Raw genomic sequence first — 21758 nt, forward strand, 5'->3', positions numbered from 1 at the left:
TCGCGAGCAAGCCCGCTCCCACAATGGATCGGTGGCGTACACAAGTTTTGTGAACGACACAGACCAAAGGTGGGAGCGGGCTTGCTCGCGAAAGCGGCCTCACATTCACCCCATCAGCTTGAAGACCACCGCACCGTCCCATTCTCGCCAATAAACGTCTCTTCGATGTTCTCCCCCACCAGCCGCACCTTCACATACCCGTTCAATACCCGATCCGGATAGGCCGGATCCCGCGCATTCTGCGTTTCTGACCACAACACCCGCGCATGCCCGTCCAGCTCACTGGCATTGCCGTAGGGAATCGCCCCATGCCCGGCGCAACGTGCGTGCAACCCACCCTGGGCGGCGTAGCAGATGCCATTATGCAAATGTCCCCAATACCAGTAGTCCGGCTCGCGCCCCAGGGCGTCGCACACCGGTTGATACAGCGCGGTCTTGTTGTGCCCTGAGATGTCAAAGCCCTGATGATGACTTAGCACCATCAGTTTCTTGCGCTTGGGCAGGCTTTTCATCCAGTCGATCTGCGGTTGGTTCAGGGTGCCATCCATGTACAGGTTCATGGCGTCCGAGGCATACGCCGAGTCGAGGCCGATCACCAGCCAGTCGTCGTTGTACAGCGCGAAGTAACTGGTGCCCTGCTGCACCGGAAAACGCTTGGCCAGTTCCTTGAAATAGCCGTGGGCGCCGCTGTACATCTCGTGGTTGGAATTGAGCGTGAACGAGCCCTGCGTGCCCATCGGCCAACCGGCCATGTCCGCGTCCTCCTGGGAACGGGTGCCGGCGTAATACACATCCCCCAGGTGAATGGTGAAATTGGCCCGGGCCAGTTGCATCTGATTGGCCACTGCCACCGCCGGGGCATGGCTGTCGAATGGCCCGGTGCCCCAGTCGCCGGCGATCGCCAGGGTCACATCGCGTTCCATTTTCACCAGTGCCGGGTCAGTGGCGAATGGTGCGTGATGGCGCAGGTTTTCGATCCACTTCAGCAGCGCCTCGCTCCATAAAAGATCGAGCAGTTCCCATTTGCGGCAACCGAGCAGACTGCCGTCCTTCAGCACCCGGGTTTGCAGCTCATCCACCGATTGCGGCAACGGGCTGGCGTTACCGATGCGCAGGATCGACAAGCCGTGGGCCAACTCCCACGGCACGCTCGGCTGATCGTCCGGCAACTCGCCGTGCTTGAGCACGTACTGCGCCTGATCATGACCCCGTTGCAGCAGCGCGATGATCGCCTGGAACTCCTCGGGTTCGAGCTCGCTGATGAGCTTCATCCAGGCTATTTCCACCCGTGCGAACAAACCGTGCAGGCGCACCTTGACCTTGTCGTATTCATGTTCCCAATGAGCAGCTAATGACATGTTGGCACTCCTCCATCCGTAGTGGGTTCACAGGGTTTTCATGAACTCAATGAGCGCCCGCTTATCGAGTTCCGACAGTTGCGTGCCGTACAGATGGCCACCGTTGTGGTTGCCCTCCAGACGAGTGTCGTATTTGAAGTCCGCCGAGGCTTTCACTTGCTCGCCACTGGTGACGAAACCAACCTTGTCCTGGTCGTAAATGTCGGAACCAGTGAAGAACACCTGCGGCCGTAGTTGCGGTGGTTGCAGCAAATCCCACAGTGTCGGCACCGAACCGTTGTGCAAGTACGGCGCGCGTAACCAGATGCCGTCGGTGGGCGTGTTGCTGTAGCTCTGGGTCTTGCGGTAGGCGCCAAAATCGAACGGCGATTTCTTGAAGCCATGGAACGCCGTCACCAGACCAGTGGTGAATGAATTCAGCCGATGGGGATCGGTACCCAGTTCATCAATGTTGGTGGTGACCTGACCGGTGTCGGTGCGGCCGAAATCATGGCAACCGGCGCAGTTGTTTTCCCAGACCGGCTTGCCCCGGGCGACCTTGGCCTGATCCAGCGCGAACGGCCAGGCCGGTGCCTTATGGCCCAGCAGCCAGTTGGTCACCCGGTTGAAACTGGCCGGCAGCACCGACTCCGGCGTCGCGCCCACGGCCATGGCCGCCGCATAGTTGCGCTCGTGGATGTCGTTGTTGTTGCCGTCCCAGTGCAGGTACAGCGACTCCCGGGGTTTCTGGTTCCAGACTTGTGGCAAGTCGACGGTGCCGATGGTCGAGTCATCCGGGAAGCCGAATACCACCATTTTCGTCGGGTTGAAGGTGTCGGTGCGACCCGGCCCTTGCGGTGCGCGCAATTGTTGCCAGGCATAGGCCTGTTTCTGCTTGATCAGCGCGCTCGTGGCCATCGGGATGATCAGGTAGCGGTTGTACAACCGCTCGAAAAATCCGAGCTGGAACTTGCTGTTGATCGCCGCCATCACCGCATCGGTGGTGAATTTCGGGTCGCTGGCGCAATCGTAGGCGAACCACTGGAAGGCTTGCAGTTGCAGGGTGTTGGCCGGCGCACTGGCCACCGCAGTGGCGACGTCGCTGGCATTGGCGCGATAGGAGCCGGTGTGGCACAGCGCGCAGTTGGGCTCCACGGTCGGGTAGCCGATTTGTCGTTTGGCCATGCCGATCGGCAGATCCTTGCCGTTTTCGTAGAGGAAACCGAACACTTCATAGCCGCCAGGCTTCGGCAATTTTTCCGGGCACATTTGCGGCAGCACGGCGAACAGGTAATACGGGATCCGCGCCTCAATACCGAGGCCAATGGCGGCGTACTTGTAGTGGTCTTCGTCCGAGGCATATTGCTCGGCCGGCACCACCCGCAGCATCTGATACCAGGTCTGGTAACCGATGAACCCCAGCGCCAGCACCACGATCAGCGTGGCGACCTTGAAACTGTGCTGCTGCCAGCGTCGCGCCCAGGCTGCACACCACTCGCGCCAGCCGTCGCGAAGCAACGCCCAGGGCCGATTGGCCGGAGCGCTGCCCAGGTACAGCAGAATCCCGAGGATCAGAAACATGCTCAGATCGCCCAGCAGCATCGGCACGAATACCTGGGCCTGGTTGCTGGTGTTGATCAGGTAGATCCAGAAAGCCACGGCGACCAATCGCGACAACACGCACAGCCACGAATGCACGACATAGCGCGGTGCGCTGAAGCCTGATGGCATGTAGAACAGGCTGATCCCCACCAGCAGCATGCCGGCATTTTCCAGCCACGGGTCGGAGAGTTGCGGCGGCATACCGAGCATCGAGGTCAGCAATGCCGGCGCAAACAGCGCCGGGATTGCGAACACCATGTTCATTAAAATGCCTAGCCAGATGAAGCGTTGAAACCAGCGGATGCAGGTGTCCATATCATCCTTTTCCTTGTGCAAGACTCACATCGTGCGGTGCCTGGTACTCAGCTTTGGCGAGCAAGCCGCTCCCACACAGCAATGCAGTCACCTTGTGGGAGCGGGCTTGCCCGCGAAGCAGTCGACTCGATCTCGAGTCAGCCGAGAGCTGTTTTCTCCAGGTGTCCAAGGATGATCGGGTACACATCCACCACCGCGTTCTTGCCGAACATGCAGTCGATGTGGCCGTATCCCGGCACCACATGCCGGCTGTAGCGCTCCGGTCCGTGGACCTTGCACACCCGCTCGTAGGTCTTGAGCGTGCTTTCCGGCAGGTAGCATTGGTTGTCGGCGCCGCTGATGAAGCAAATCGGCATGCTCAAGCGCTCGAAGTGCGGCATGTACACGTCATGCCCCTTGAAGTCCACCAGATGCCCCTTGCGCACGATCAGCGCCAGATGCTCGAAGGTGTGCATGTTCGACTCACCAAACAGCTCGTGCAGGTTGTCGTGCAGGGTTTCATTGAGGGTGTCGTGGCGGTACAGCGAGGCGTACATGAAGGTGATGCGGTGGCACACCGGGTTGGTGCAGTAACCCTGGGCTTCGATCCGCGCATAGCCGTTGAGGGCTTTGTCGTAGAGTTTGTTGAACCAGTTCTCCTTGCTGTCGGCATAGGCAGTGAGTGATTTGATGCCGAGCGCGTCGAGCATCCCGGGCAGGTGCAGCCCGGCCTTCAACCCTGTCGCCGTGGCGACCACGGTGTCGGCGGCAATCTGCGAGCAGACCACCGAACGCACGCCCTGCAACCCGGCCAGCAGCGACATGAAGAACGTCGTCGCGCCGTAGCAATGCACCACGCACTGCACATCGTCAGCCTTGGTTTCCTGCTGGATCCGAGCGATGGCCGCCTTGAAATCGTATTGGGCAATCTGGTCGCCGTTCCATTCCCGCTTGCTCGCCGGTAGCAGAATGCTCACCCGCAAATCCAGCAACCAGACGTCGTAGTCATGCTTGCACAGGTACTCCAGCAGGTTGGTCTGGATGGTGTCGGTGGAGAAAATGTTCGAACCCACCCCCAAGCCATGCACCAGCATCACCGGGCCCTTTGTGCCGCCCTGATAGCGGGTCAGCCTCAGTTCGACGCCATCCTCGGTGGAAAAGAAATGCACGCTTGGTGGCGGCGCATCCAGCGGCCGTTTTTGCCGTGGCGGTGCATCGGGGTTGAAGTAGATGTCACCGGCGAACACCCCGCCGTAGCTTTCCCAGAGAATGCCGGCGAAGAACTTGCCGAAGCGCGCCAGACCGTCGATGCGCTCGCGCTCGTTGCGGGCGTTGAGCACCTTCATGGTGGTCATCTGTTTGGCGAAATCGGTCGGGTGGATGTGCATCACCCCGCAGCCGATCACCTCGCCACTCTTGTCCGGCCCGCGATACAGAGTGATGTAGAGGGTGCTGGTGTCGTGCCAGATGTTCAGCACGCCATTGTCTTCCGGCACGGTTTTGAAGGCGCTGAAGAAATAATCGCTGCCGTCCTCGGCGGTCAGCTTCATTTCGTAGTTCATGTGGCGCACGCCGACCTGTTGCTGATACTGCTCGAACAGGTTGAACACACCATTGCTGGCGGTCAGCGGCTGAGGCGACAACGCCGCAGCGTTAACCGTGCCGACCAGGGTTGCGGCATGCTCCGGCTCCTTGATCATACGATTGAGGTCGGCGGCAGTGATGGTCAGGGTGAAGTCGATCGGCGAATTGTCCGCTTCGCCCCGCTTGGCCGCGGCTTCATAGACTTTCAGGTCGGTGCTTTGCGCAGCGGTGAAGGCCCGGGAGAAATAGCCCTTCATGGTTTCGGTGAACTGCACACCGAGAGTCTGCGGCACCGACGGTTTACGCGGCGCCGACGGCAGTCTGTAGTCGATGTGCCAGCCGCGATCAGCCGCCAGCAGTCCCATATTGCGCTCGCTCACCGCCGAGATGGTCAGCAGTGGGTTGACCGCCAGCGACGTCGGGATCACCGCACCGTCGGTCACATACAACGAGGCGTACACATCGCTGCCGCTGGCACCACTGAACACCTGCCCCTTGTGGTTGACCACGCCTTGCGCCGCGTCCTCGCCCATCACGCAACCGCCCAACGGATGTACCGAGACGATGCTGTGCTTGAGCAACTTGGTCCAGATCGGATTTTCCACCCAGATCCCGCCCAGCGCCTTGGTGCTCTGGTGCAGCCGTTCGTTGCCGAGTTTGACGTTTTCCTGCTCGCCGACACCCGGCCAGTCGATACGCAGTTGGTCCTTGCTGTCGAGCAGCATGCGTCCGTTGCCGCTGTCGTGACTCATGATCAGGTAGGTCTGCATGTTGTGCAGCGCGCCGTAGTACGGGCCACGCAGGAAGCTCTCGACCTCGCGTTCCTTGTACTTCACCTTGGCGCTGAACGTGTCGTCGCTCGGCACGCCAAGCAACTCGGCGAACCCGGCCATGCTCGGCACCATCGGCCGGCCGAGGGCGCCGGGTATCGAACCTTCTTCGATGACCATGCGGCTGCGCCAATCGCCTTCGGTACGCATATCGATGATCGAGGTAATGCACGGACCGACCGGGTGCATTTCCTTGGCCGGATGCGCGCCGAAACCGATACCGTTGATGCTCTGTTCGCAGTTGTGGCCGAAGCCGAGGATGTCGCCGTTGCCGCTCATGTTCTCGCCGAGCTGGCCGGACATTGCCAGGCCTTTGTCGCGAGAGCGCAGGAGGATTTCGGTGGAGCCGAGAGTGCCGGCAGAGACCACGACGATGTCGGCTTTGACGAACAGGGTCGGCGCGGAAAACTTTTCGCGACCGCTGTCCAGGTACTGGAAGTGCACGATCCAGCCATCGCCGTCGCGCTCCAGATACCGCACCTCGGCCTGACAGAAAATCTCCGCGCCATGGTTCCAGGCGTCCGGCAGGTAATTCATCAGCGTGGTGTTCTTGGCCTTGTTGTTACAGCCCGAAACGCAGTCGCCGCAGTGATTGCACGGCAGCTGCTCGACGCCGACGTGGTTGGTGTTGTTTGGCAGTTTGTCGAAGGTCACGTTGATCGGCGGCTTGTAGAAATGTGCGCCCTGCTTGAGGTAATCCGCGGATTTTTTGTTGGCGTCGAGTTTGGGCAGGTTCGGCGCAGTGTCCGGATAGGGATTGGGCTTGAGCATTTCCCGGGCGCGGGCGTAACCGTCCCTGAGCAGGGTGTCACGGTGTTCGCGCACTTGCGGCGGCCAGCGCGGGTCGTCAAACACCCCGGGCTCCGGTTCCAGGGAGACGTTGGCGTTGATCAACGACGTTCCACCGAGGCCGCAGCCCACCACCACGTTCTGTTGGGCATTGACGTGCAAGTCGAACAGCCCGGTGCGTGAACCGATGTGGCCGTCCGGATCATGCACCTGCAGCTCTTCAGTGGCGGCGAGCATGGTGTTGGGGTACTCGCCGGGGCGGATTTCCCGACCTCGCTCCAGCAGGCACACCCGTTTACCGGCCCGGGACAGGCGCGACGCGGCAATGCCGCCGCCGTAACCGGAACCGATGACGATCACGTCGTAGTGTTCCTTGATCTCGCTGATGGGCGTTGCAATCCGTGTCATGAGTAGGTTCCTCTCAGGCAAATCGGGCAACTCTGAGGTTGCCTGCAATCAATGGGCGAACGGGCACCTGGCCTCCGGGCGCACCCGGCGGCAGCACAACGGTTTGGGCAGGATTCAGGCGCTATAGGCGAGCGCGCTGGTTGGCGGTACGACGCAGCGTGCGTTTGCGCGGCAACGGCGTCGCCAGCAAAGCGCGGAACGTACAGGGATTAGGGGACGAGCGATGGGGCTGGCTATCCATCATGTGTTCTCCCTGAACCTGATGTGGATAAGTGACGGCTGTCCTTGTGCCATTGGAGTGAAGACAGGCGACAGATTGAAGTCAAGGTATTGACCTAGAACTGTATGAAATTTGAGCTATCGCATTGCGCACTATAGCCGGCGGGGCTTGCGGGGTTTGGCGAACAAGTTATCCACATAGCCACCCACAGCAAATGGGGACAACTATGCAAGGGCTGGAAACTTTCTCCACAGAAACTGAAGAAAATCCGTGACTTATTCAAAACCAGAGTTCTCGGCGGGCATAGATCATTTTTTGATCAACACCATGAACGCCACGTTCTACATGGCCTGTGGCGGATGACAAACACCTTATCCACAGAAGCGCCAACAGACTTTGGGGGCAACTTCGAGGGGGCTGTGGAAAACCGCTGATAACCTCGGACTTTCTGAGTTTGCGGACGGTATAACCATGAAAACCGGTGAATTGATCGATTTTTAACCAAACACCTGAAGAGCACGTTTTATATGGCCCGTAGCGGTAAGCGAACATCTTATCCACAGAAACGCCAACAGAGATTGGGGGCAAGTCCTTGCTCCCGCATGCACTCATCCAATGGAAAAGTCGTTCAAAAACCGCAGGTTAAGCTGGGTGTTTCTTGATCTAAGGGCTGTAGCCCCCGATTTGCATGGGCTGTAGCGAGGGGCGAACATGTTATCCACAGAAGCGCTAACAGGGATTGTGGGTAAACACATTGGCGGCAAACTGAAAAGGTCAGATCTTGTTAAAACACGACCGCCCCGACTCGATATCCAGATTCAATTCAAAGTCCTTGAATGCGCGCCACCCGAGCAGAATCGAAGGCACGTATCGCCCAAGCACCAACGACGGCGGGATGGTGAAGCCTGGATAGTATTTGTAGTGAATTGCCATGGTATTGCCCGGCAAGGTCAATACGCCTTTGAAGGTCTGGTAGCGCTCTTGAGAGGCGGCGCTGATGGGCGAGCTGCCAGGGGTCAGGGACGCGACGACGTTCATCGGACTGCCCGGCGAAGCCGACGTCAGGTAATCGATATTCCCGGTATCCACAATCGCCAACGTCACCCGGTTGTCCAGCCTCGCGGTGATGGCCAGTCGTTGGTTGATATCCATTCGGGTGTAGATAATCGGCGAGTCACAGCGCTCGGAAGGCGCGGCATTGAGCTCCAGCGTTTTCCTGGTGATTTTCAGCCGCCCCAGCTTGCTGATCAAATCCAGCCCCAACAAGTTGTCCCTATCGCTGACAAAGACCAGGACGTTCCTGAATTCGCTTGCTCCTACTTTTATGGATTCAAGAATCCCGAGCCTGGCAGACACGTCACGTTCACCATAAAAAGTGCTGTAGGCATAGTGCGAGTCGGTTAGCAGCTTGACCCCCATCAGTTTCGCAGTTTCGTTGTTGACTCGGGTTTGCGGCGCGCCCGTATCGAGAATGAAACGTGAGGAATGACCATTTGCCGCGCTGACATCAATGAATGGCAGCACCTCTTTGGCGATGAGAAACTCACTGGAATAAGGATGAATCGCAAGCACTTCTCGCTGCCTGGTTCTTTTCACAGAGAAATCGTCGAGGGCTCTCAGGGTCGAGAGAGATTCGTTGCCGAACATTGAAAACAATGCTTTCAGCTCTGGATCCCTTTCGATCGCCAGAGCGTGTTTACGCTTGATTGCCAGATAATATTCGGGGAGCTGATTTGCGGCTTTGCCCTCGAATATTCTGGCTAGAACCGACACAGAGCAACTGAGGTTTTCAGCAGCATCCAGCACTTTCTCGCACTGCTGCCTCAGCTGCACCAGAGACGCTTTCTGCCCCTGCTCAGACTCCATCCACTGATAGAAATCCGCAACGCCATCGGCACGTGCCGCAGGAGCCTTTGTCTGGATGGCAGACATCAATCCCGAAGACAGACACATGGCCGATGCAAAGAGCATCAGGGCCCGACCGCAAGCGTTCATATACAACCCATTCATAAAAGCCAGGTTTTATGAGTAAGCGCTGAACGTCAGATAGCTCCCGAAACCGTGCTGCACCCTTAAACAGCGCATAGAAAACTGTAGTTCAACGGGCTGGGGTACGCAGGGTGACAAAGGTTATCCATGGCGTTGTGGATAACCGCCGTTTGCACTTTCACGCGGCAGGATCAAGGCCTGTGCATAAGATAGGCTTCACCGGTGACGCGGATCATTGGATGAGGGGTGACCTGGCAGGTTTTGATGATCCCGAAACCGTGCCGCTCGTAAAAGCGCCGGGCGCCAGTGTTGGCGGCATAGTCGATCAGGCTCAGGCCATCGAGCCCCAGTCGGTCGGCACGTTCTTGAGCATGGGCGAGAAACTGCACGCCCAGCCCCCGATTGCGCCAGCCTTCATGCAGGGCCAGGCTGGAGATGTACAGAGTATCGGGCACCTCCATGTCGGCGTAAGGCGCCAGTACCGGATCGGTCGTCGGCTCTGCCAGTGGATCGTGACGCATCACGTAGCTGTGCATCATGCCAATGACCTGGCCACCGGCCTCGGCAATCAGGCAGTTCTGGTAGGAGAAATCCACGTCGTCGCGGGCATACCGAATGGCGCCGACATCCAACAGATCCTGGCCGGGCTCTGCGATCTGGCTCCAGATGTAATCTGAAGCGCCCTCGGATGAAATCTGGAACAAGCGCGCAATCTCACGCGCATCCGCGCGCACTGCCGAACGAAATTCAACTGCCATTGTTCCCCCATAAATGTCGGTGAGATGAAGCCTTTCTGTGGGAGCGGGCTTGCTCGCGAAAGCGGCGGGTCAGGCAATATTCATGTCGACTGACACGCCCCCTTCGCGAGCAAGCCCGCTCCCACATTTGATCCAGGGTGACTATTTGTCAGCGGACCACACCTTCTTCAATCAGCAACTTGAGGATCGCTTCAGCCCCTGCTTGTGCCGTAACGCCCTTGAGCACCTGCCCGCCTCCGCCACTGGCCTTGGCCGTCGCGGCTTTCATGCGGTCGGCACCGCTCTTGGCCTTGATCACCTTCAGGCGCTTGGGTCGGGGCTTGGCCGGTTGCAGGCTGGCGACCGCAAGCAGTTCATCGTCAATGACTTCAACCTCCTGCGCTTGCAGCACGCCGCGTCGGGCCGGGCCATAGGCACTCTGCCGAGGCTTGGGTGCAGCATTATCCACCGTCGCCAGAAACGGCAGGCGCACCTTCAACCGACGACGTTGACCGCGCGGCAAGGCTTGCAACACCAGCGCCGAACTGCCATCGATGGACTCGACCTGCGCCAGTCCCACCACCAGCGGCCAGCCCAGGCTTTCCGCCAGCAGAAACGGCAACATGCCAGAGCCTTCACCGGTTTCCGCCTGACTGCCAGTCAACACCACCTGAGCACCGGCATCGCGCAGATACTCGGTCAGTGCCGGTAGCGCGTCGGCGCCTTGCGGTTGCTCCAGCACATGCAGTTGCTCCAGGCCCATGCCCAGGTAAGCGCGCAATGCAGGCTCGGCAATGTCGCCGGCATGCAGCACTTGCAGGTTATCCCCAGCCAGTAGCAGGCCCAGTTCTACTGCCCGCGCATCCTGTTCCGCGCGACGCGGCCGACCGGACGTCGGGTGGGCACCGATGGACACCAGGCTGATGATTTTCGTGCTCATAACCCTTTCCTTCCCTTAAGCCGCATCGCGCTTGGCGTCGTTGCGGTAAGCCTCTACCGCCTCGATCAAGGCTTGAAGAATCTCCGCGCTCTCGCCGATCACCGAGAGGTCCGCACGCTTGATCATGTCGCAGCCAGGGTCGAGGTTGATCGCCACCACCTTGTCACAGGCACCAATGCCTTGCAGGTGCTGGATCGCCCCGGAAATCCCCACCGCCACATAGACCCGTGCGGTGACCCAGGTGCCGGATGCCCCGACCTGACGGTCGCGAGCCATGAAGCCATCGTCCACTGCCACCCGCGATGCGCCTTCGGTCGCACCAAGGGCTTCTGCTGTCCTGTGGAAAAGTCCCCAATCCTTGACCCCGTTGCCGCCGGAGAAAATGAACTCGGCTTCGGCCATGGGAATTGCTGCCGGATCGACGGCCACCGCGCCCAGATCTTCGATCCGCGACAGGCTGCGCACCACGGTTGTGGATAACTCCACAGGCAGCGCTTCGTGACGGGTTTCGCTGACAGGTTCAGCGCACTCGGCAGCCGCCAGAATCAAGCGCGCCAGCGGACGGGCAAGGTCTTGCAGACCCGCACCGGCGCGGCCGATGCACTCCTGATCCTTGACTTGCCAGACCCGCGTGGCCGGGCGTTCGCCCAGTGCCGCGGCAAAACGCCGGCCGAGTTCGCCACCGCCACTGCGGCTGTCCGGCAGCAACCAGTGACGCGGGCTGAACTGGTTATCCACAGCCCGCAGGCCCTGGACCCGTTGTTCCGGTGCATAACCGTTGAATTCTTCGCCATCCAGCACCAGCAGGCGGTCGACGCCCGCCGTGGCGAAAGCGTTTTCCTTGTGCTCGCCGAACACCACCGCCAGCACCGCGCCGTCCTTGCCGGCCAGTTGATGGGCAAGGCCCAGCAAGTCGCGGTCGTGACTGCTCAAGCGACCACCGACCATGTCTGGCACCACGCTGATGTAAAACGCCGGCGCGGCCACCTGATGCAATGGCAATTGCACTTCGACAGCGGCTGAACGCTTAGTCGCCCCGCCCTGCTGTGCGCCGCTGCGGTCGATGCGCTTGATGCCGTTGGGGCCGATAAAGCCAATGCCATGGGGATTCTTGCGGATGACGCCGTTCGGCCCCATCCAGCTGTGTTGCGCCGGCTGCATGGCCGCGTGCAGCGGATGCAGACGGTTGCGGGCGATCCATTCGGCCCGGGGGTCGCGGCGGATAATGTCGCTCATCAGTGGGCCTCCGCAGGTTCGCGCTTGGCGGGTGTCTTGGCGGGTGCGGCGTCGTCGAGCAACGCGTCTGCCACCAGTTCGGCAATGTCCTTGATCAGCGGCCGGGGTTCGACCACGCCTTCGAGCATCGCCGTGCATTGTGGACAACCCACGGCCACCAGTTCGGCACCGGTCTCGCGGATGTCTTCCATGCGCATGTCGGGAATGCGTTGCTTGCCGGGAATGTCGGTGATCGGCGCGCCGCCACCACCGCCGCAGCAGCGCGAGCGGAAGCCGGAACGTTGCATCTCTTTCACTTCGATCCCGAGGGCCCGCAGTACCTCGCGCGGTGCCTCGTATTCGCCGTTGTAGCGCCCGAGGTAGCACGGGTCGTGGTAGGTCACGCTGTCGCCTTTGTGCTGACCGAGGTTCAGCGCGCCGGCCTGGATGATTTCCGCCATGTAGGTGCTGTGGTGCTGCACCAGGTAGTTGCCATCAAACGCGCCGTACTCGTTTTTCAGCACGTGGAAGCTGTGCGGATCGCAGGTGACGATGCGGTTGAAGCTGTACTTGGCCAGGGTCTGGATGTTGCGCTTGGCCAACAGCTGGAAGGTTGCTTCGTCGCCCAGGCGCCGCGCCACGTCACCGCTGTCGCGCTCTTCGAGGCCGAGCACGGCGAAGTCGATTTTCGCTGCCTTGAGCACTTTGACGAAGGCGCGCAGGGTGCGCTGGTTGCGCATGTCGAAGGCGCCGTCGCCGACCCAGAACAGCACGTCGGTGGATTTCTTTTCACTGAGCAGATTGAGGTTCAAGTCCGCTGCCCAGTTCATCCGCCCGCCCGGCGCGAAGCCGCCCGGGTTGTCGGTGGCGATCAGGTTTTCCAGGACTTCCGCGCCTTTGTTCGGCGTGGCGCCCTTTTCCAGAGTCAGATGACGGCGCATGTCGACGATGGCATCGACGTGCTCGATCATCATCGGGCATTCCTCGACGCAGGCGCGGCAGGTGGTGCACGACCACAGAGTTTCAGCGTCCACCAGACCGTTGACGATCGGTTGATGCGGATTACCGGCGTGCTCACCGATGGCCTTGCCCGGATACGGACTGCCAGCGAACTTCGCATCGGTGCCACCGGCCAGGCCGACGACCATGTCCTGAATCAGTTTTTTCGGGTTCAGCGGCTGGCCGGCAGCGAACGCCGGGCATGCTGCTTCGCATTTACCGCACTGCACGCAGGCGTCGAAACCGAGCAACTGGTTCCAGGTAAAATCCTTGGGTTTTTCCACACCCAGTGGCGCAGTCAGGTCGCCAAGATCCAGCGGCTTCAAACCAGTGGAACGGCCACCACCGAAGCGCTCGGCGCGACGGTGCCAGGCCAGGTGCAAGGCACCGGCAAAGGCGTGCTTCATCGGCCCGCCCCAGGTCATGCCGAGGAACAGTTCCGACACGCCCCACAACACACCAACCCCGAGAATCGCCGCCAACAGCCAGCCACCGAAGTTTTCCGGGAGGATGCCCGCCACCGGCAGGGTCACCAGGAAGAACGAGGCCGAGAACGCCAGCAGGCTTTTCGGCAGGCGCATCCACGGGCCTTTCGACAGGCGCGCCGGCGGATTGCGCCGACGCAGGTAAACAAAGATCGCGCCGACGAACATGACCGCCGTCATCAGCAGCAGCGCATAGCCGAGGAAACGGTTATGCAGGCCGAAACCATGTACCAGAATCGCCAGCACGATGGACGCCACCGCACCGCCAGCCGTGGCGACGTGGGTATTGGCAATGTATTTGTCCCGCGCCACCACATGGTGCAAGTCGACCATGTAGCGCTTGGGCATGGCGAACAGGCCACCGATAAGGTCGACTTTCGAAGCCCGGCCTCGGCGCCACATGGCCACCCGCCGCAACGCGCCCAGGACACCAAGGCCCAGGGCTGCGAACAACAGGATTGGAAGAAGGGTGTTCAACATGGTGGAGCTCCCAAAGACCGCAGGGTCTTGCAGGCCAAACTACCTGGATGCCTTGCCCGATTCCTGTGTAGGAGCGAGCTCGCTCGCGAAAAACCTGAGAACGTCGCGTTAAATCAGACTCCCCGCGTCATCGTTCACGTCCATCGCGAGCAAGCTCGCTCCTACAAGGGTTATCCACAAGCCGTTAGAAATCCTTGCACAGCCGCAGCGCGTCGTAGATCGCCGCGTGTACGTTACGCTGGGCCACGCAGTCGCCGATGCGGAAAAGCAGGTAGCCGTCGCCGCTCTGTTCCAGGCATGGCTGCGGCTTGATCGCGAACAAGGCTTCGACGTCGATCTGGCCTTTGTTACGCGAGCCTTCCTTCAGCGCGTAGTAGATTTCTTCATCCGGGCGCACGCCGTTTTCAACGACCACCTGGTCCACCACCCGCTCCTCTTTGGCGCCGGTGTATTCGTTTTCCAGCACCGCCACCAGCTTGTCGCCTTCGCGGTAGACCTTCTCCAGCATCATGTCGCCGGTCATGATCACTTCTTTCGGATACATACTGCGGTAGTAAGTCGGGAACGACGTACCGCCAATCGCCACGCCAGGCTTGATGTCGTCGGTGACGATCTCGACCTGACTGCCCTTGTCGGCAATGAAGTCGGCGGTCGACATGCCGGTGAATTCGCAAATGGTGTCGTAGACCAGTACGTTCTTGCCCGGCGCTACCTTGCCATCGAGAATGTCCCAGCTACTGACCACCAGACCTTCAGCCGCACCCCAATGCTCGTTCTGCTCGATGAACGGATGACCGCCGACCGCCAGCACCACCACATCCGGACGCAGGTCCATGATGGTCGGCGCATCCGCCGCGGTGCCCAGGCGCAGGTCGACTTTCAACCGTGCCAGTTCCAGCTGATACCAGCGGGTGATACCGGCGATCTGGTCACGCTGCGGCGCTTTCGACGCCGTGGTGATCTGCCCACCGATGAATTCCTTCTTCTCGAACAGGGTCACGTCGTGACCACGCTCGGCGGCCACACGAGCGGCTTCCATCCCCGCCGGGCCAGCACCGACCACCACCACCTTGCGTTTTTTACCGGTGGTTTTCTCGATGATGTGCGGCACGCCCATGTATTCACGGGAGGTTGCCGCGTTCTGGATGCACAACACATCCAGGCCCTGATACTGACGGTCGATGCAGTAGTTGGCACCGACGCACTGTTTGATCTGGTCGACCTGGCCCATCTTGATCTTGGCGATCAGGTGCGGGTCGGCGATGTGGGCACGGGTCATGCCGACCATGTCGACGTAACCGCCTTCCAGAATACGGGTGGCCTGGTTCGGGTCCTTGATGTTCTGCGCGTGCAGCACGGGAACCTTGACCACTTCCTTGATACCGGCCGCCAGATGCAGGAACGGCTCCGGTGGATAACTCATGTTCGGAATCACGTTGGCCAGGGTGTTGTGGGTGTCGCAACCCGAACCCACGACGCCGATGAAATCGAGCATGCCGGTGTCGTCGTAATACTTGGCGATCTGCTTCATGTCCTCGTGGGACAGGCCATCGGGGTGAAATTCGTCACCGCAGATACGCATGCCCACGCAGAAATCGTCACCGACCTCGGCGCGCACGGCTTTGAGCACTTCCAGACCGAACTTCATGCGGCCTTCGAAGGTGCCGCCCCATTCGTCGGTACGCTTGTTGACCCGAGGGCTCCAGAACTGGTCGATCATGTGCTGGTGCACGGCCGACAGTTCGACGCCGTCCAGGCCACCGGCCTTGGCGCGACGCGCAGCTTGCGCGTAGTTGCCGATCACCCGCCAGATTTCTTCCGGCTCGATGGTTTTGCAGGTGGCGCGGTGCACCGGTTCACGAATACCGGACGGCGACATCAGCGTCGGCCAGTTGAAGCCGTCCCAACGGGAGCGACGGCCCATGTGGGTAATCTGGATCATGATCTTGGCGCCGTGCTTGTGCATGGCGTCGGCCAGATTCTGGAAGTGCGGAATGATGCGATCGGTGGACAGGTTCACCGAGCTCCACCATTCCTGCGGGCTGTCGATGGCGACTACGGACGAACCGCCGCAAATCGCCAGGCCGATCCCGCCCTTGGCTTTCTCTTCGTAGTACTTGACGTACCGATCGGTGGTCATGCCGCCGTCGGTCGCATAAACCTCGGCGTGCGCGGTGCTGAGCACGCGGTTACGGATGGTCAGTTTGCCGATCTGGATCGGCTGGAACATTGCTTCGAAAGCCATGGCGGGTTCCTCGACTTACAACGGCTTGACGATAAACAAGCCGTCTTCGTGGCCCTCTTCGGAGCCACCGTAGACTTGCTCGGCCACGGTGCGGATCTTGCTGCCGCGAGCGGCGAGAATCTGATCCATCGCACCGGCAAACCAACCGGTGAACATGTAGTCGACCTTGCGCCCGACCTTGCCGTAGACGTAGACGAACGCCGAGTGCTCGAGTTTGACACTGGCGGTGCCTTTTTCGAGGTCGATGTCCTGGATCTTGAACAGGCCCCAGCCGCGCTGCGACAGGCGCTTCATGTAGTGCTCGAACACCGCGACACCTTCCAGGCCGTGGCATTCGGCCTCTTTTTCACACCAGTGCCAGGCGGACTTGTAGCCGGCCTTGTAGAGGATTTCGGCATAGGCTTCAGCGCCCAGCACTTCCTCGATGCCCATGTGGTTGTTGACGAAGAAATGGCGCGGTACATACAGCATCGGCAGGGCGTCGGAGGTCCAGACACCGGTTTCGCTGTCGACTTCGATTGGCAATTGCGGGGCGATCTTGGCCATGGAAACTTGACTCCAGAAAATTCGTTGTGTGTTTTGCGTAGCAGCTGCCGAGGTACGAGGCTGCGTTGCGTGTCCGTAGGACCGCCCTCGGGGGCCGCTTCGCAGCCCGACGCAGCCTCGTACCTCGGCAGCTGCTACAAGGGATCGTTGTTCAAAGTGGGCTTATTCGCCCCAAACGTCTTTCAGGACGTTCACCCAGTTCTCGCCCATGATCTTGCGTACCACGCGCTCGGAATGGCCGCGCTTGAGCAGGGTCTCGGTCAGGTTCGGGAACTCGCCCACGGTGCGGATGCCCAGCGGGTTGATGATCTTGCCGAAGCTGGTCAGGCGGCGGGCGTAGCCCTTGTCGTGGGTCAGGTATTCGAAGAAGTCCTGGCCATGGCCCTGGGTGAAGTCAGTGCCGATGCCGATGGCGTCTTCGCCGACGATGTTCATCACGTACTCGATGGCTTCGGCGTAGTCGTCGATGGTCGAATCGATGCCCTTGGCCAGGAACGGAGCGAACATGGTCACGCCGACAAAACCGCCGTGGTCGGCAATGAACTTGAGTTCTTCATCGGATTTGTTGCGCGGGTGCTCCTTGAGCCCCGACGGCAAGCAGTGGGAGTAGCAGACCGGCTTCTTCGATTCGAGGATGACTTCTTCGGAAGTCTTGGAGCCAACGTGGGACAGGTCGCACATCACGCCTACCCGGTTCATCTCGGCGACGATTTCGCGACCGAAGCCCGACAGGCCACCGTCACGCTCGTAGCAACCGGTGCCCACCAGGTTCTGGGTGTTGTAGCACATCTGCACGATGCCAACGCCGAGCTGCTTGAACACCTCGACATAGCCGATCTGGTCTTCATAGGCGTGGGCATTCTGGAAGCCGAAGAGGATGCCGGTCTTGCCCAGTTCCTTGGCCTTGCGGATGTCGGCGGTAGTGCGCACCGGCATCACCAGGTCGCTGTTCTCGCGGATCAGCTTCTGGCTCGCGGCAATGTTGTTGACGGTGGCCTGAAAGCCCTCCCACACCGACACGGTGCAGTTGGCCGCGGTCAAACCGCCCTTGCGCATGTCTTCGAACAGTTCACGGTTCCACTTGGCAATAATCAGCCCGTCGATAACGATGCTGTCGGCGTGCAATTCGGCTGGGCTCATCAGGCTGTCCCCTATTAGCGATTCATGCGCCGAATCGTCTGCCGGCGCTTTGGGGCCAGCATATGCCTCGGTGCCCAAGCAGCCGGGTGCAAAAACGACAGGGGGTTTGCCGAAAGCGTCAATCCGCGACAAAGGGTCGTCTTCAGCCACGATCGCCTCCCTGTTCAAGGCCCTCGGCTTGGGCCAGAATTCGCCGCATCAATGGAATAGAGCGGCGACCTGAATGAAATCCATCCTTCTGGCTTTGGCACTGATTGCGACCGGCGTACACGCAGCGCAGGAGTCCGACGACAACCCGTGCGACAAAGTCGAAAACGACGTCCAGACCCTTGAGTGCTCGGCCTTCAGCAAAACCACCGCCGAAGACCTGCTCAAGGAAAACCTGCAGGGCCTGACCGAGCGCATGCAGTCGCAATACGGCAAAAACCCGTCGCAACTGGCCGACATCACGACCAAGCTCAAGGCCGCGCAACAGCAATGGTTGAAGACCCGGGATGCCGACTGCGCCGTGGAGGCCTTCCCGGCCACGAGTGGCAGCAAGGCATTCACCATTGCCCAGAACGATTGCATCGCGCGGATGAGTGACGAGCGGTCGGAGTTTTTGGAGTCGATTGGGCAGGAGTGATCCTGAATATTCCGGTGAAAGCTGGCACTACCACCGGCTTTCAATCGCCAAAAACCCCTTTCCCACAAAGCACTTTGATCTGACCTACAGCGTCTGTCCAAAGCCGTTGCTCTGCGGGCTTTTCACGCAACATGCCGAAAAATGTTGTTGATGGCCAACCAAAAAAATATAAGCAAAGATTCAATAATCTTATAAAAGACTTATATTCTTCCGCGATGAACGTACCTACTGACATCCAAATCATCAACGACGCCGAAGGCAATCCCGCCTTTGTTGTCATTCCCTATGCACAATACGTGGCGCAGAAAATCGAACCAGACTTGATCCCCCATGAGGTGGTGAGCCGTATCGTCGATGGCGCTACCCCAATCCGCGCATGGCGCGAACACTTGAACCTTACCCAGGATGAAGTGGCCAAACGCATGGGTATTTCTCAACCCGCTTTCGCCCAACAGGAAACAGCCGCCAAGCCCCGTAAAGCCACTCGCGAAAAAATCGCTTTGGCGTTTGGCATCACTGCCAATCAGCTTGAGCTGTAAGCTGCTTACCTTCTGTCACTAACGGGATTCAACATGAAAGTCTGCGGTATCGAAATCAAAGGCAGCGAAGCGATCATTGCCGTGGCGTCCCTAGACGATCAGGCGCTGAACCATGTCGCCCTCGCCACCAAGAAAATTGCTCTGGAGGATGACGACGAAGCTGCCAACGTCAAAGTGTTCGCAGCCCAGGTCGCCTCGTTTGTCCGTGAGAATTCCATCGACCGCATCGCGATAAAGAAACGCAGCAAGAAAGGCGAATTCGCCGGCGGGCCGACCACGTTCAAGATCGAAGGGGTTTTCCAGCTGCTGGAGAATTGCGAGGTGACCTTGCTGTCGCCGCAGACCATCAATGCCCAGGCCAAAAAGCACAATTTCGAACTGCCGGGAGCGCTGAACAAGTATCAGCATGAAGCGTATAAGGCCGCATGCTCTGCACTGATGAAAAAATAAGCACGCCGCAGGTCAACCTGTAGGAGCGAGCCTGCTCGCGATAGCGGTCTGTCAGGAACTTAGGTGCTGGCGGACCCACCGCTATCGCGAGCAGGCTCACTCCCGCAGGTTTCTCTGGTGTTGCCAAAACAGGGTGAACCCCCAAGCTTCGTCATGCTTTCGCTGTACGCCGATCCTCCCGCGGGCACCGCGCATATTTCGCCCGATAACTGCGGGTGAAATACGAAGGCGATTCAAACCCGCAGGCAATGCTCACCTCCAGCACGCTCATGTCGGTCTGACGCAGCAACTGCCGCGCTTTTTCCAACCGTAACCGCAGGTAGAAATTGCTCGGTGTGTCGTTCAAGTACAGGCGAAACAGGCGCTCCAGCTGCCGCCGCGTCACCTTGATCGATTCCGCCAGTTCCAGGGTGCTGAGCGGCGGTTCGCTGTGCTGCTCCATCTCGCCAATCACATGCACCAGTTTCTTGTTGCTGATGCCGTAGCGCGTGGCGACTTCCATGCGTTGGTGGTCTTTGCGCGGGCGGATGCGGCCGAGCACGAATTGCTCACTGACCTGGATCGCCAGCTCGGGACCGTGGGCCTGGGCGATCAGATCCAGCATCAGGTCAATGGAAGCGGTGCCGCCGGCGGAGGTAATGCGTCGGCGGTCGATCTCGAACAACTCCTGGGTGACGCTGAGCTGTGGATAGGATTCCTTGAAGGCGTCGATGGCTTCCCAGTGCAGGGTCAGGCGATGGCCGTCGAGCAAACCCGCCTCGGCGAGGATGAAGCTGCCGGTGTCGATAGCGCCGAGGGTCACGCCCTCGTTGTCCAGGCGGCGCAGCCAGTGTTCCAGCGCCGGGGTGGCGAATTTCAGTGGTTCGAAACCAGCGACCACCAGCAGCGTCGCACCTTTTTTCAACGGTTCCAGCGCCGCATCGGCGTTGACCGACATGCCGTTACTGGCCAGCACTGCCCCGCCGTCAGCACTCAACACATGCCAGCGATAAAGCTCGCCGCGAAAGCGATTGGCGACCCGCAACGGCTCGATGGCCGAGATAAATCCGATAGCCGAGAAACCCGGCATCAACAAGAAGTAGAAATCCTGGGACATGGAGCGCACTCGCTTAGCAGGTAACAAGAGGCCAGGTAACGAGAGGGCGGGCAGCGTAGGGACGTTGATACGCCACTTGCGAGCGGCATACAAGAGCACAGGTCGCTGCAGTGCAAGAGCTGGTCGCCGCAGTGCGCTTTCACGGCCGCTTAGCTGCGTAACTTGGCATCACCGGCGCACAAAGACGACCGGACCCACAATAATGAAACTGCCGAGGAACCTGAGAATGAAACGACTGATCAGCAGCTGTGTTCTTGCACTCAGTGGTACCGCTTTGCTGAGTGCCAGTGTCATGGCCGCCGAACCCGCCGCATGCCAGAACGTGCGCATGGGTGTGGTGAACTGGACCGACGTGATCGCGACCAGTGCCATGACCCAGGTATTGCTCGATGGCCTCGGCTACAGCACCAAACAAACCAGCGCCTCCCAGCAAATCATCTTCGCCGGGATCCGCGACCAGCGTCTGGATCTGTTCCTCGGCTACTGGAACCCGCTGATGACCCAGACCATCACCCCGTTCGTCGACGCCAAACAGGTCAAGGTGCTTGAAGCGCCAAGCCTGCAAGACGCCCGAGCGACCCTCGCCGTGCCGACCTACCTCGCCGACAAGGGCCTGAAAACCTTCGCTGACATCGCCAAATTCGAAAAAGAACTGGGCGGCAAGATCTACGGCATCGAGCCCGGCTCGGGCGCCAACACCCAGATCAAGGCGATGATCGCCAAGAACCAGTTCGGCCTCGGCAAGTTCCAGCTGGTCGAATCCAGCGAAGCCGGCATGCTCGCCGCTGTGGATCGCGCCGTGCGTCGCAACGAAGCCGTGGTGTTCTTCGGCTGGGCGCCGCACCCGATGAACGTCAACGTGAAAATGACCTACCTCACCGGCAGTGAAAACGCCCTTGGGCCGGACGAAGGCAAGGCCACGGTATGGACCGTCACCGCGCCGACATACGCCGAACAATGCCCGAACATCGGTCGTTTGCTGACCAACCTGACCTTCACCGCCGAAGACGAGAGCCGGATGATGCAGCCGCTGCTGGATCACAAGGACGCTTTCGAGTCGGCCAAGCAATGGCTCAAGGATCACCCGCAGGACAAAAAACGCTGGCTTGAAGGCGTCACCACCTTCGATGGCAAACCGGCCGCTGAAAACCTGAAACTGACCAGTAAATAAACCCGAACGAACCACCGTCTCGCAGCCCCGACGGGCT

Annotated in this window: 16 protein-coding genes; 4 read left to right on the plus strand and 12 right to left on the minus strand. The window is 59.9% G+C overall.

All coding sequences use genetic code 11. From position 1 onward, the window contains the following. Positions 1 to 113: 113 nt before the first annotated feature. The 11 genes from AB4Z35_RS04930 to AB4Z35_RS04980 form a co-directional block, all read right to left on the minus strand. On the minus strand, positions 114 to 1358 hold the full coding sequence (locus tag AB4Z35_RS04930; protein WP_442096214.1) for a metallophosphoesterase: 1245 nt from the start codon (positions 1356 to 1358) through the stop codon (positions 114 to 116). Positions 1359 to 1385: 27 nt separating this feature from the next. Next, positions 1386 to 3254 carry a hypothetical protein gene (locus AB4Z35_RS04935; protein WP_442096215.1) on the minus strand — a complete coding sequence of 623 codons (1869 nt, stop codon included), beginning with the start codon at positions 3252 to 3254 and terminating at the stop codon, positions 1386 to 1388. Between the two features lie 137 nt (positions 3255 to 3391). Continuing rightward, positions 3392 to 6844: an alpha/beta fold hydrolase gene (locus AB4Z35_RS04940; protein ID WP_442096216.1), complete on the minus strand. Its 3453-nt coding sequence runs from the start codon at positions 6842 to 6844 to the stop codon at positions 3392 to 3394. A gap of 994 nt (positions 6845 to 7838) precedes the next feature. Continuing rightward, positions 7839 to 9074: a retropepsin-like aspartic protease gene (locus tag AB4Z35_RS04945; protein WP_442096217.1), complete on the minus strand. Its 1236-nt coding sequence runs from the start codon at positions 9072 to 9074 to the stop codon at positions 7839 to 7841. 170 nt (positions 9075 to 9244) lie between these two features. Next, positions 9245 to 9811: a GNAT family N-acetyltransferase gene (locus AB4Z35_RS04950; protein ID WP_442096218.1), complete on the minus strand. Its 567-nt coding sequence runs from the start codon at positions 9809 to 9811 to the stop codon at positions 9245 to 9247. A 148-nt stretch (positions 9812 to 9959) separates the two neighbouring features. After that, on the minus strand, positions 9960 to 10730 hold the full coding sequence (gene etfB, locus AB4Z35_RS04955) for an electron transfer flavoprotein subunit beta (RefSeq protein WP_442096219.1): 771 nt from the start codon (positions 10728 to 10730) through the stop codon (positions 9960 to 9962). A gap of 15 nt (positions 10731 to 10745) precedes the next feature. Further along, complete coding sequence (etfA, locus tag AB4Z35_RS04960) at positions 10746 to 11966, minus strand: electron transfer flavoprotein subunit alpha (protein WP_442096220.1); 1221 nt, start codon at positions 11964 to 11966, stop codon at positions 10746 to 10748. After that, positions 11966 to 13909 (minus strand): dimethylglycine demethylation protein DgcB, encoded by a 1944-nt coding sequence (dgcB, locus tag AB4Z35_RS04965; protein WP_442096221.1) that lies wholly within the window; start codon positions 13907 to 13909, stop codon positions 11966 to 11968. The genes etfA and dgcB overlap by 1 nt, the downstream gene beginning before the upstream one ends. 184 nt (positions 13910 to 14093) lie before the next feature. After that, a complete protein-coding gene (dgcA, locus tag AB4Z35_RS04970; RefSeq protein WP_007994448.1) occupies positions 14094 to 16154 on the minus strand; it encodes a dimethylglycine demethylation protein DgcA in 2061 nt (686 codons plus the stop codon). Positions 16155 to 16169: 15 nt separating this feature from the next. Then, positions 16170 to 16700, minus strand: a complete 531-nt coding sequence (locus tag AB4Z35_RS04975) for a DUF5943 domain-containing protein (protein WP_442096222.1) — start codon at positions 16698 to 16700, stop codon at positions 16170 to 16172. A 162-nt stretch (positions 16701 to 16862) separates the two neighbouring features. Further along, complete coding sequence (locus AB4Z35_RS04980) at positions 16863 to 17840, minus strand: dipeptidase (protein WP_033052003.1); 978 nt, start codon at positions 17838 to 17840, stop codon at positions 16863 to 16865. A 223-nt stretch (positions 17841 to 18063) separates the two neighbouring features. Between AB4Z35_RS04980 and AB4Z35_RS04985 the strand changes: the two genes are divergently transcribed. The 3 genes from AB4Z35_RS04985 to AB4Z35_RS04995 all read left to right on the plus strand — a co-directional run bounded on the left by AB4Z35_RS04985 (position 18064) and on the right by AB4Z35_RS04995 (position 19454). Continuing rightward, positions 18064 to 18465 (plus strand): lysozyme inhibitor LprI family protein, encoded by a 402-nt coding sequence (locus AB4Z35_RS04985; protein WP_442096223.1) that lies wholly within the window; start codon positions 18064 to 18066, stop codon positions 18463 to 18465. A gap of 215 nt (positions 18466 to 18680) precedes the next feature. Continuing rightward, on the plus strand, positions 18681 to 19004 hold the full coding sequence (locus AB4Z35_RS04990; RefSeq protein WP_442096462.1) for a helix-turn-helix domain-containing protein: 324 nt from the start codon (positions 18681 to 18683) through the stop codon (positions 19002 to 19004). Positions 19005 to 19037: 33 nt separating this feature from the next. After that, the gene (locus AB4Z35_RS04995; RefSeq protein WP_442096224.1) at positions 19038 to 19454 is read left to right on the plus strand and encodes a DUF3010 family protein; all 417 of its coding nucleotides are present in this window, start codon (positions 19038 to 19040) and stop codon (positions 19452 to 19454) included. Positions 19455 to 19605: 151 nt separating this feature from the next. Here AB4Z35_RS04995 and AB4Z35_RS05000 read toward each other — a convergent pair whose 3' ends face one another. Next, positions 19606 to 20550 (minus strand): GlxA family transcriptional regulator, encoded by a 945-nt coding sequence (locus AB4Z35_RS05000; RefSeq protein WP_007994458.1) that lies wholly within the window; start codon positions 20548 to 20550, stop codon positions 19606 to 19608. 226 nt (positions 20551 to 20776) lie between these two features. Between AB4Z35_RS05000 and AB4Z35_RS05005 the strand changes: the two genes are divergently transcribed. Beyond that, positions 20777 to 21721, plus strand: a complete 945-nt coding sequence (locus tag AB4Z35_RS05005) for a choline ABC transporter substrate-binding protein (RefSeq protein WP_442096225.1) — start codon at positions 20777 to 20779, stop codon at positions 21719 to 21721. The last annotated feature ends 37 nt before the right edge of the window (positions 21722 to 21758 follow it).

Source organism: Pseudomonas sp. KB_15 (assembly GCF_052114525.1).
In the GTDB taxonomy this organism is placed as follows: domain Bacteria; phylum Pseudomonadota; class Gammaproteobacteria; order Pseudomonadales; family Pseudomonadaceae; genus Aquipseudomonas.

Coding starts and splice junctions, on each gene's coding strand:
- AB4Z35_RS04995 (WP_442096224.1), top strand. CDS start 19,038: ATGAAAGTCTGCGGTATCGAAATCAAAGGCAGCGAAGCGATCATTGCC.
- etfB (WP_442096219.1), bottom strand. CDS start 10,730: ATGAGCACGAAAATCATCAGCCTGGTGTCCATCGGTGCCCACCCGACG.
- dgcB (WP_442096221.1), bottom strand. CDS start 13,909: ATGTTGAACACCCTTCTTCCAATCCTGTTGTTCGCAGCCCTGGGCCTT.
- AB4Z35_RS05005 (WP_442096225.1), top strand. CDS start 20,777: ATGAAACGACTGATCAGCAGCTGTGTTCTTGCACTCAGTGGTACCGCT.
- AB4Z35_RS04990 (WP_442096462.1), top strand. CDS start 18,681: ATGAACGTACCTACTGACATCCAAATCATCAACGACGCCGAAGGCAAT.
- AB4Z35_RS05000 (WP_007994458.1), bottom strand. CDS start 20,550: ATGTCCCAGGATTTCTACTTCTTGTTGATGCCGGGTTTCTCGGCTATC.
- dgcA (WP_007994448.1), bottom strand. CDS start 16,154: ATGGCTTTCGAAGCAATGTTCCAGCCGATCCAGATCGGCAAACTGACC.
- etfA (WP_442096220.1), bottom strand. CDS start 11,966: ATGAGCGACATTATCCGCCGCGACCCCCGGGCCGAATGGATCGCCCGC.
- AB4Z35_RS04930 (WP_442096214.1), bottom strand. CDS start 1,358: ATGTCATTAGCTGCTCATTGGGAACATGAATACGACAAGGTCAAGGTG.
- AB4Z35_RS04985 (WP_442096223.1), top strand. CDS start 18,064: ATGAAATCCATCCTTCTGGCTTTGGCACTGATTGCGACCGGCGTACAC.
- AB4Z35_RS04980 (WP_033052003.1), bottom strand. CDS start 17,840: ATGAGCCCAGCCGAATTGCACGCCGACAGCATCGTTATCGACGGGCTG.
- AB4Z35_RS04935 (WP_442096215.1), bottom strand. CDS start 3,254: ATGGACACCTGCATCCGCTGGTTTCAACGCTTCATCTGGCTAGGCATT.
- AB4Z35_RS04950 (WP_442096218.1), bottom strand. CDS start 9,811: ATGGCAGTTGAATTTCGTTCGGCAGTGCGCGCGGATGCGCGTGAGATT.
- AB4Z35_RS04945 (WP_442096217.1), bottom strand. CDS start 9,074: ATGAATGGGTTGTATATGAACGCTTGCGGTCGGGCCCTGATGCTCTTT.
- AB4Z35_RS04975 (WP_442096222.1), bottom strand. CDS start 16,700: ATGGCCAAGATCGCCCCGCAATTGCCAATCGAAGTCGACAGCGAAACC.
- AB4Z35_RS04940 (WP_442096216.1), bottom strand. CDS start 6,844: ATGACACGGATTGCAACGCCCATCAGCGAGATCAAGGAACACTACGAC.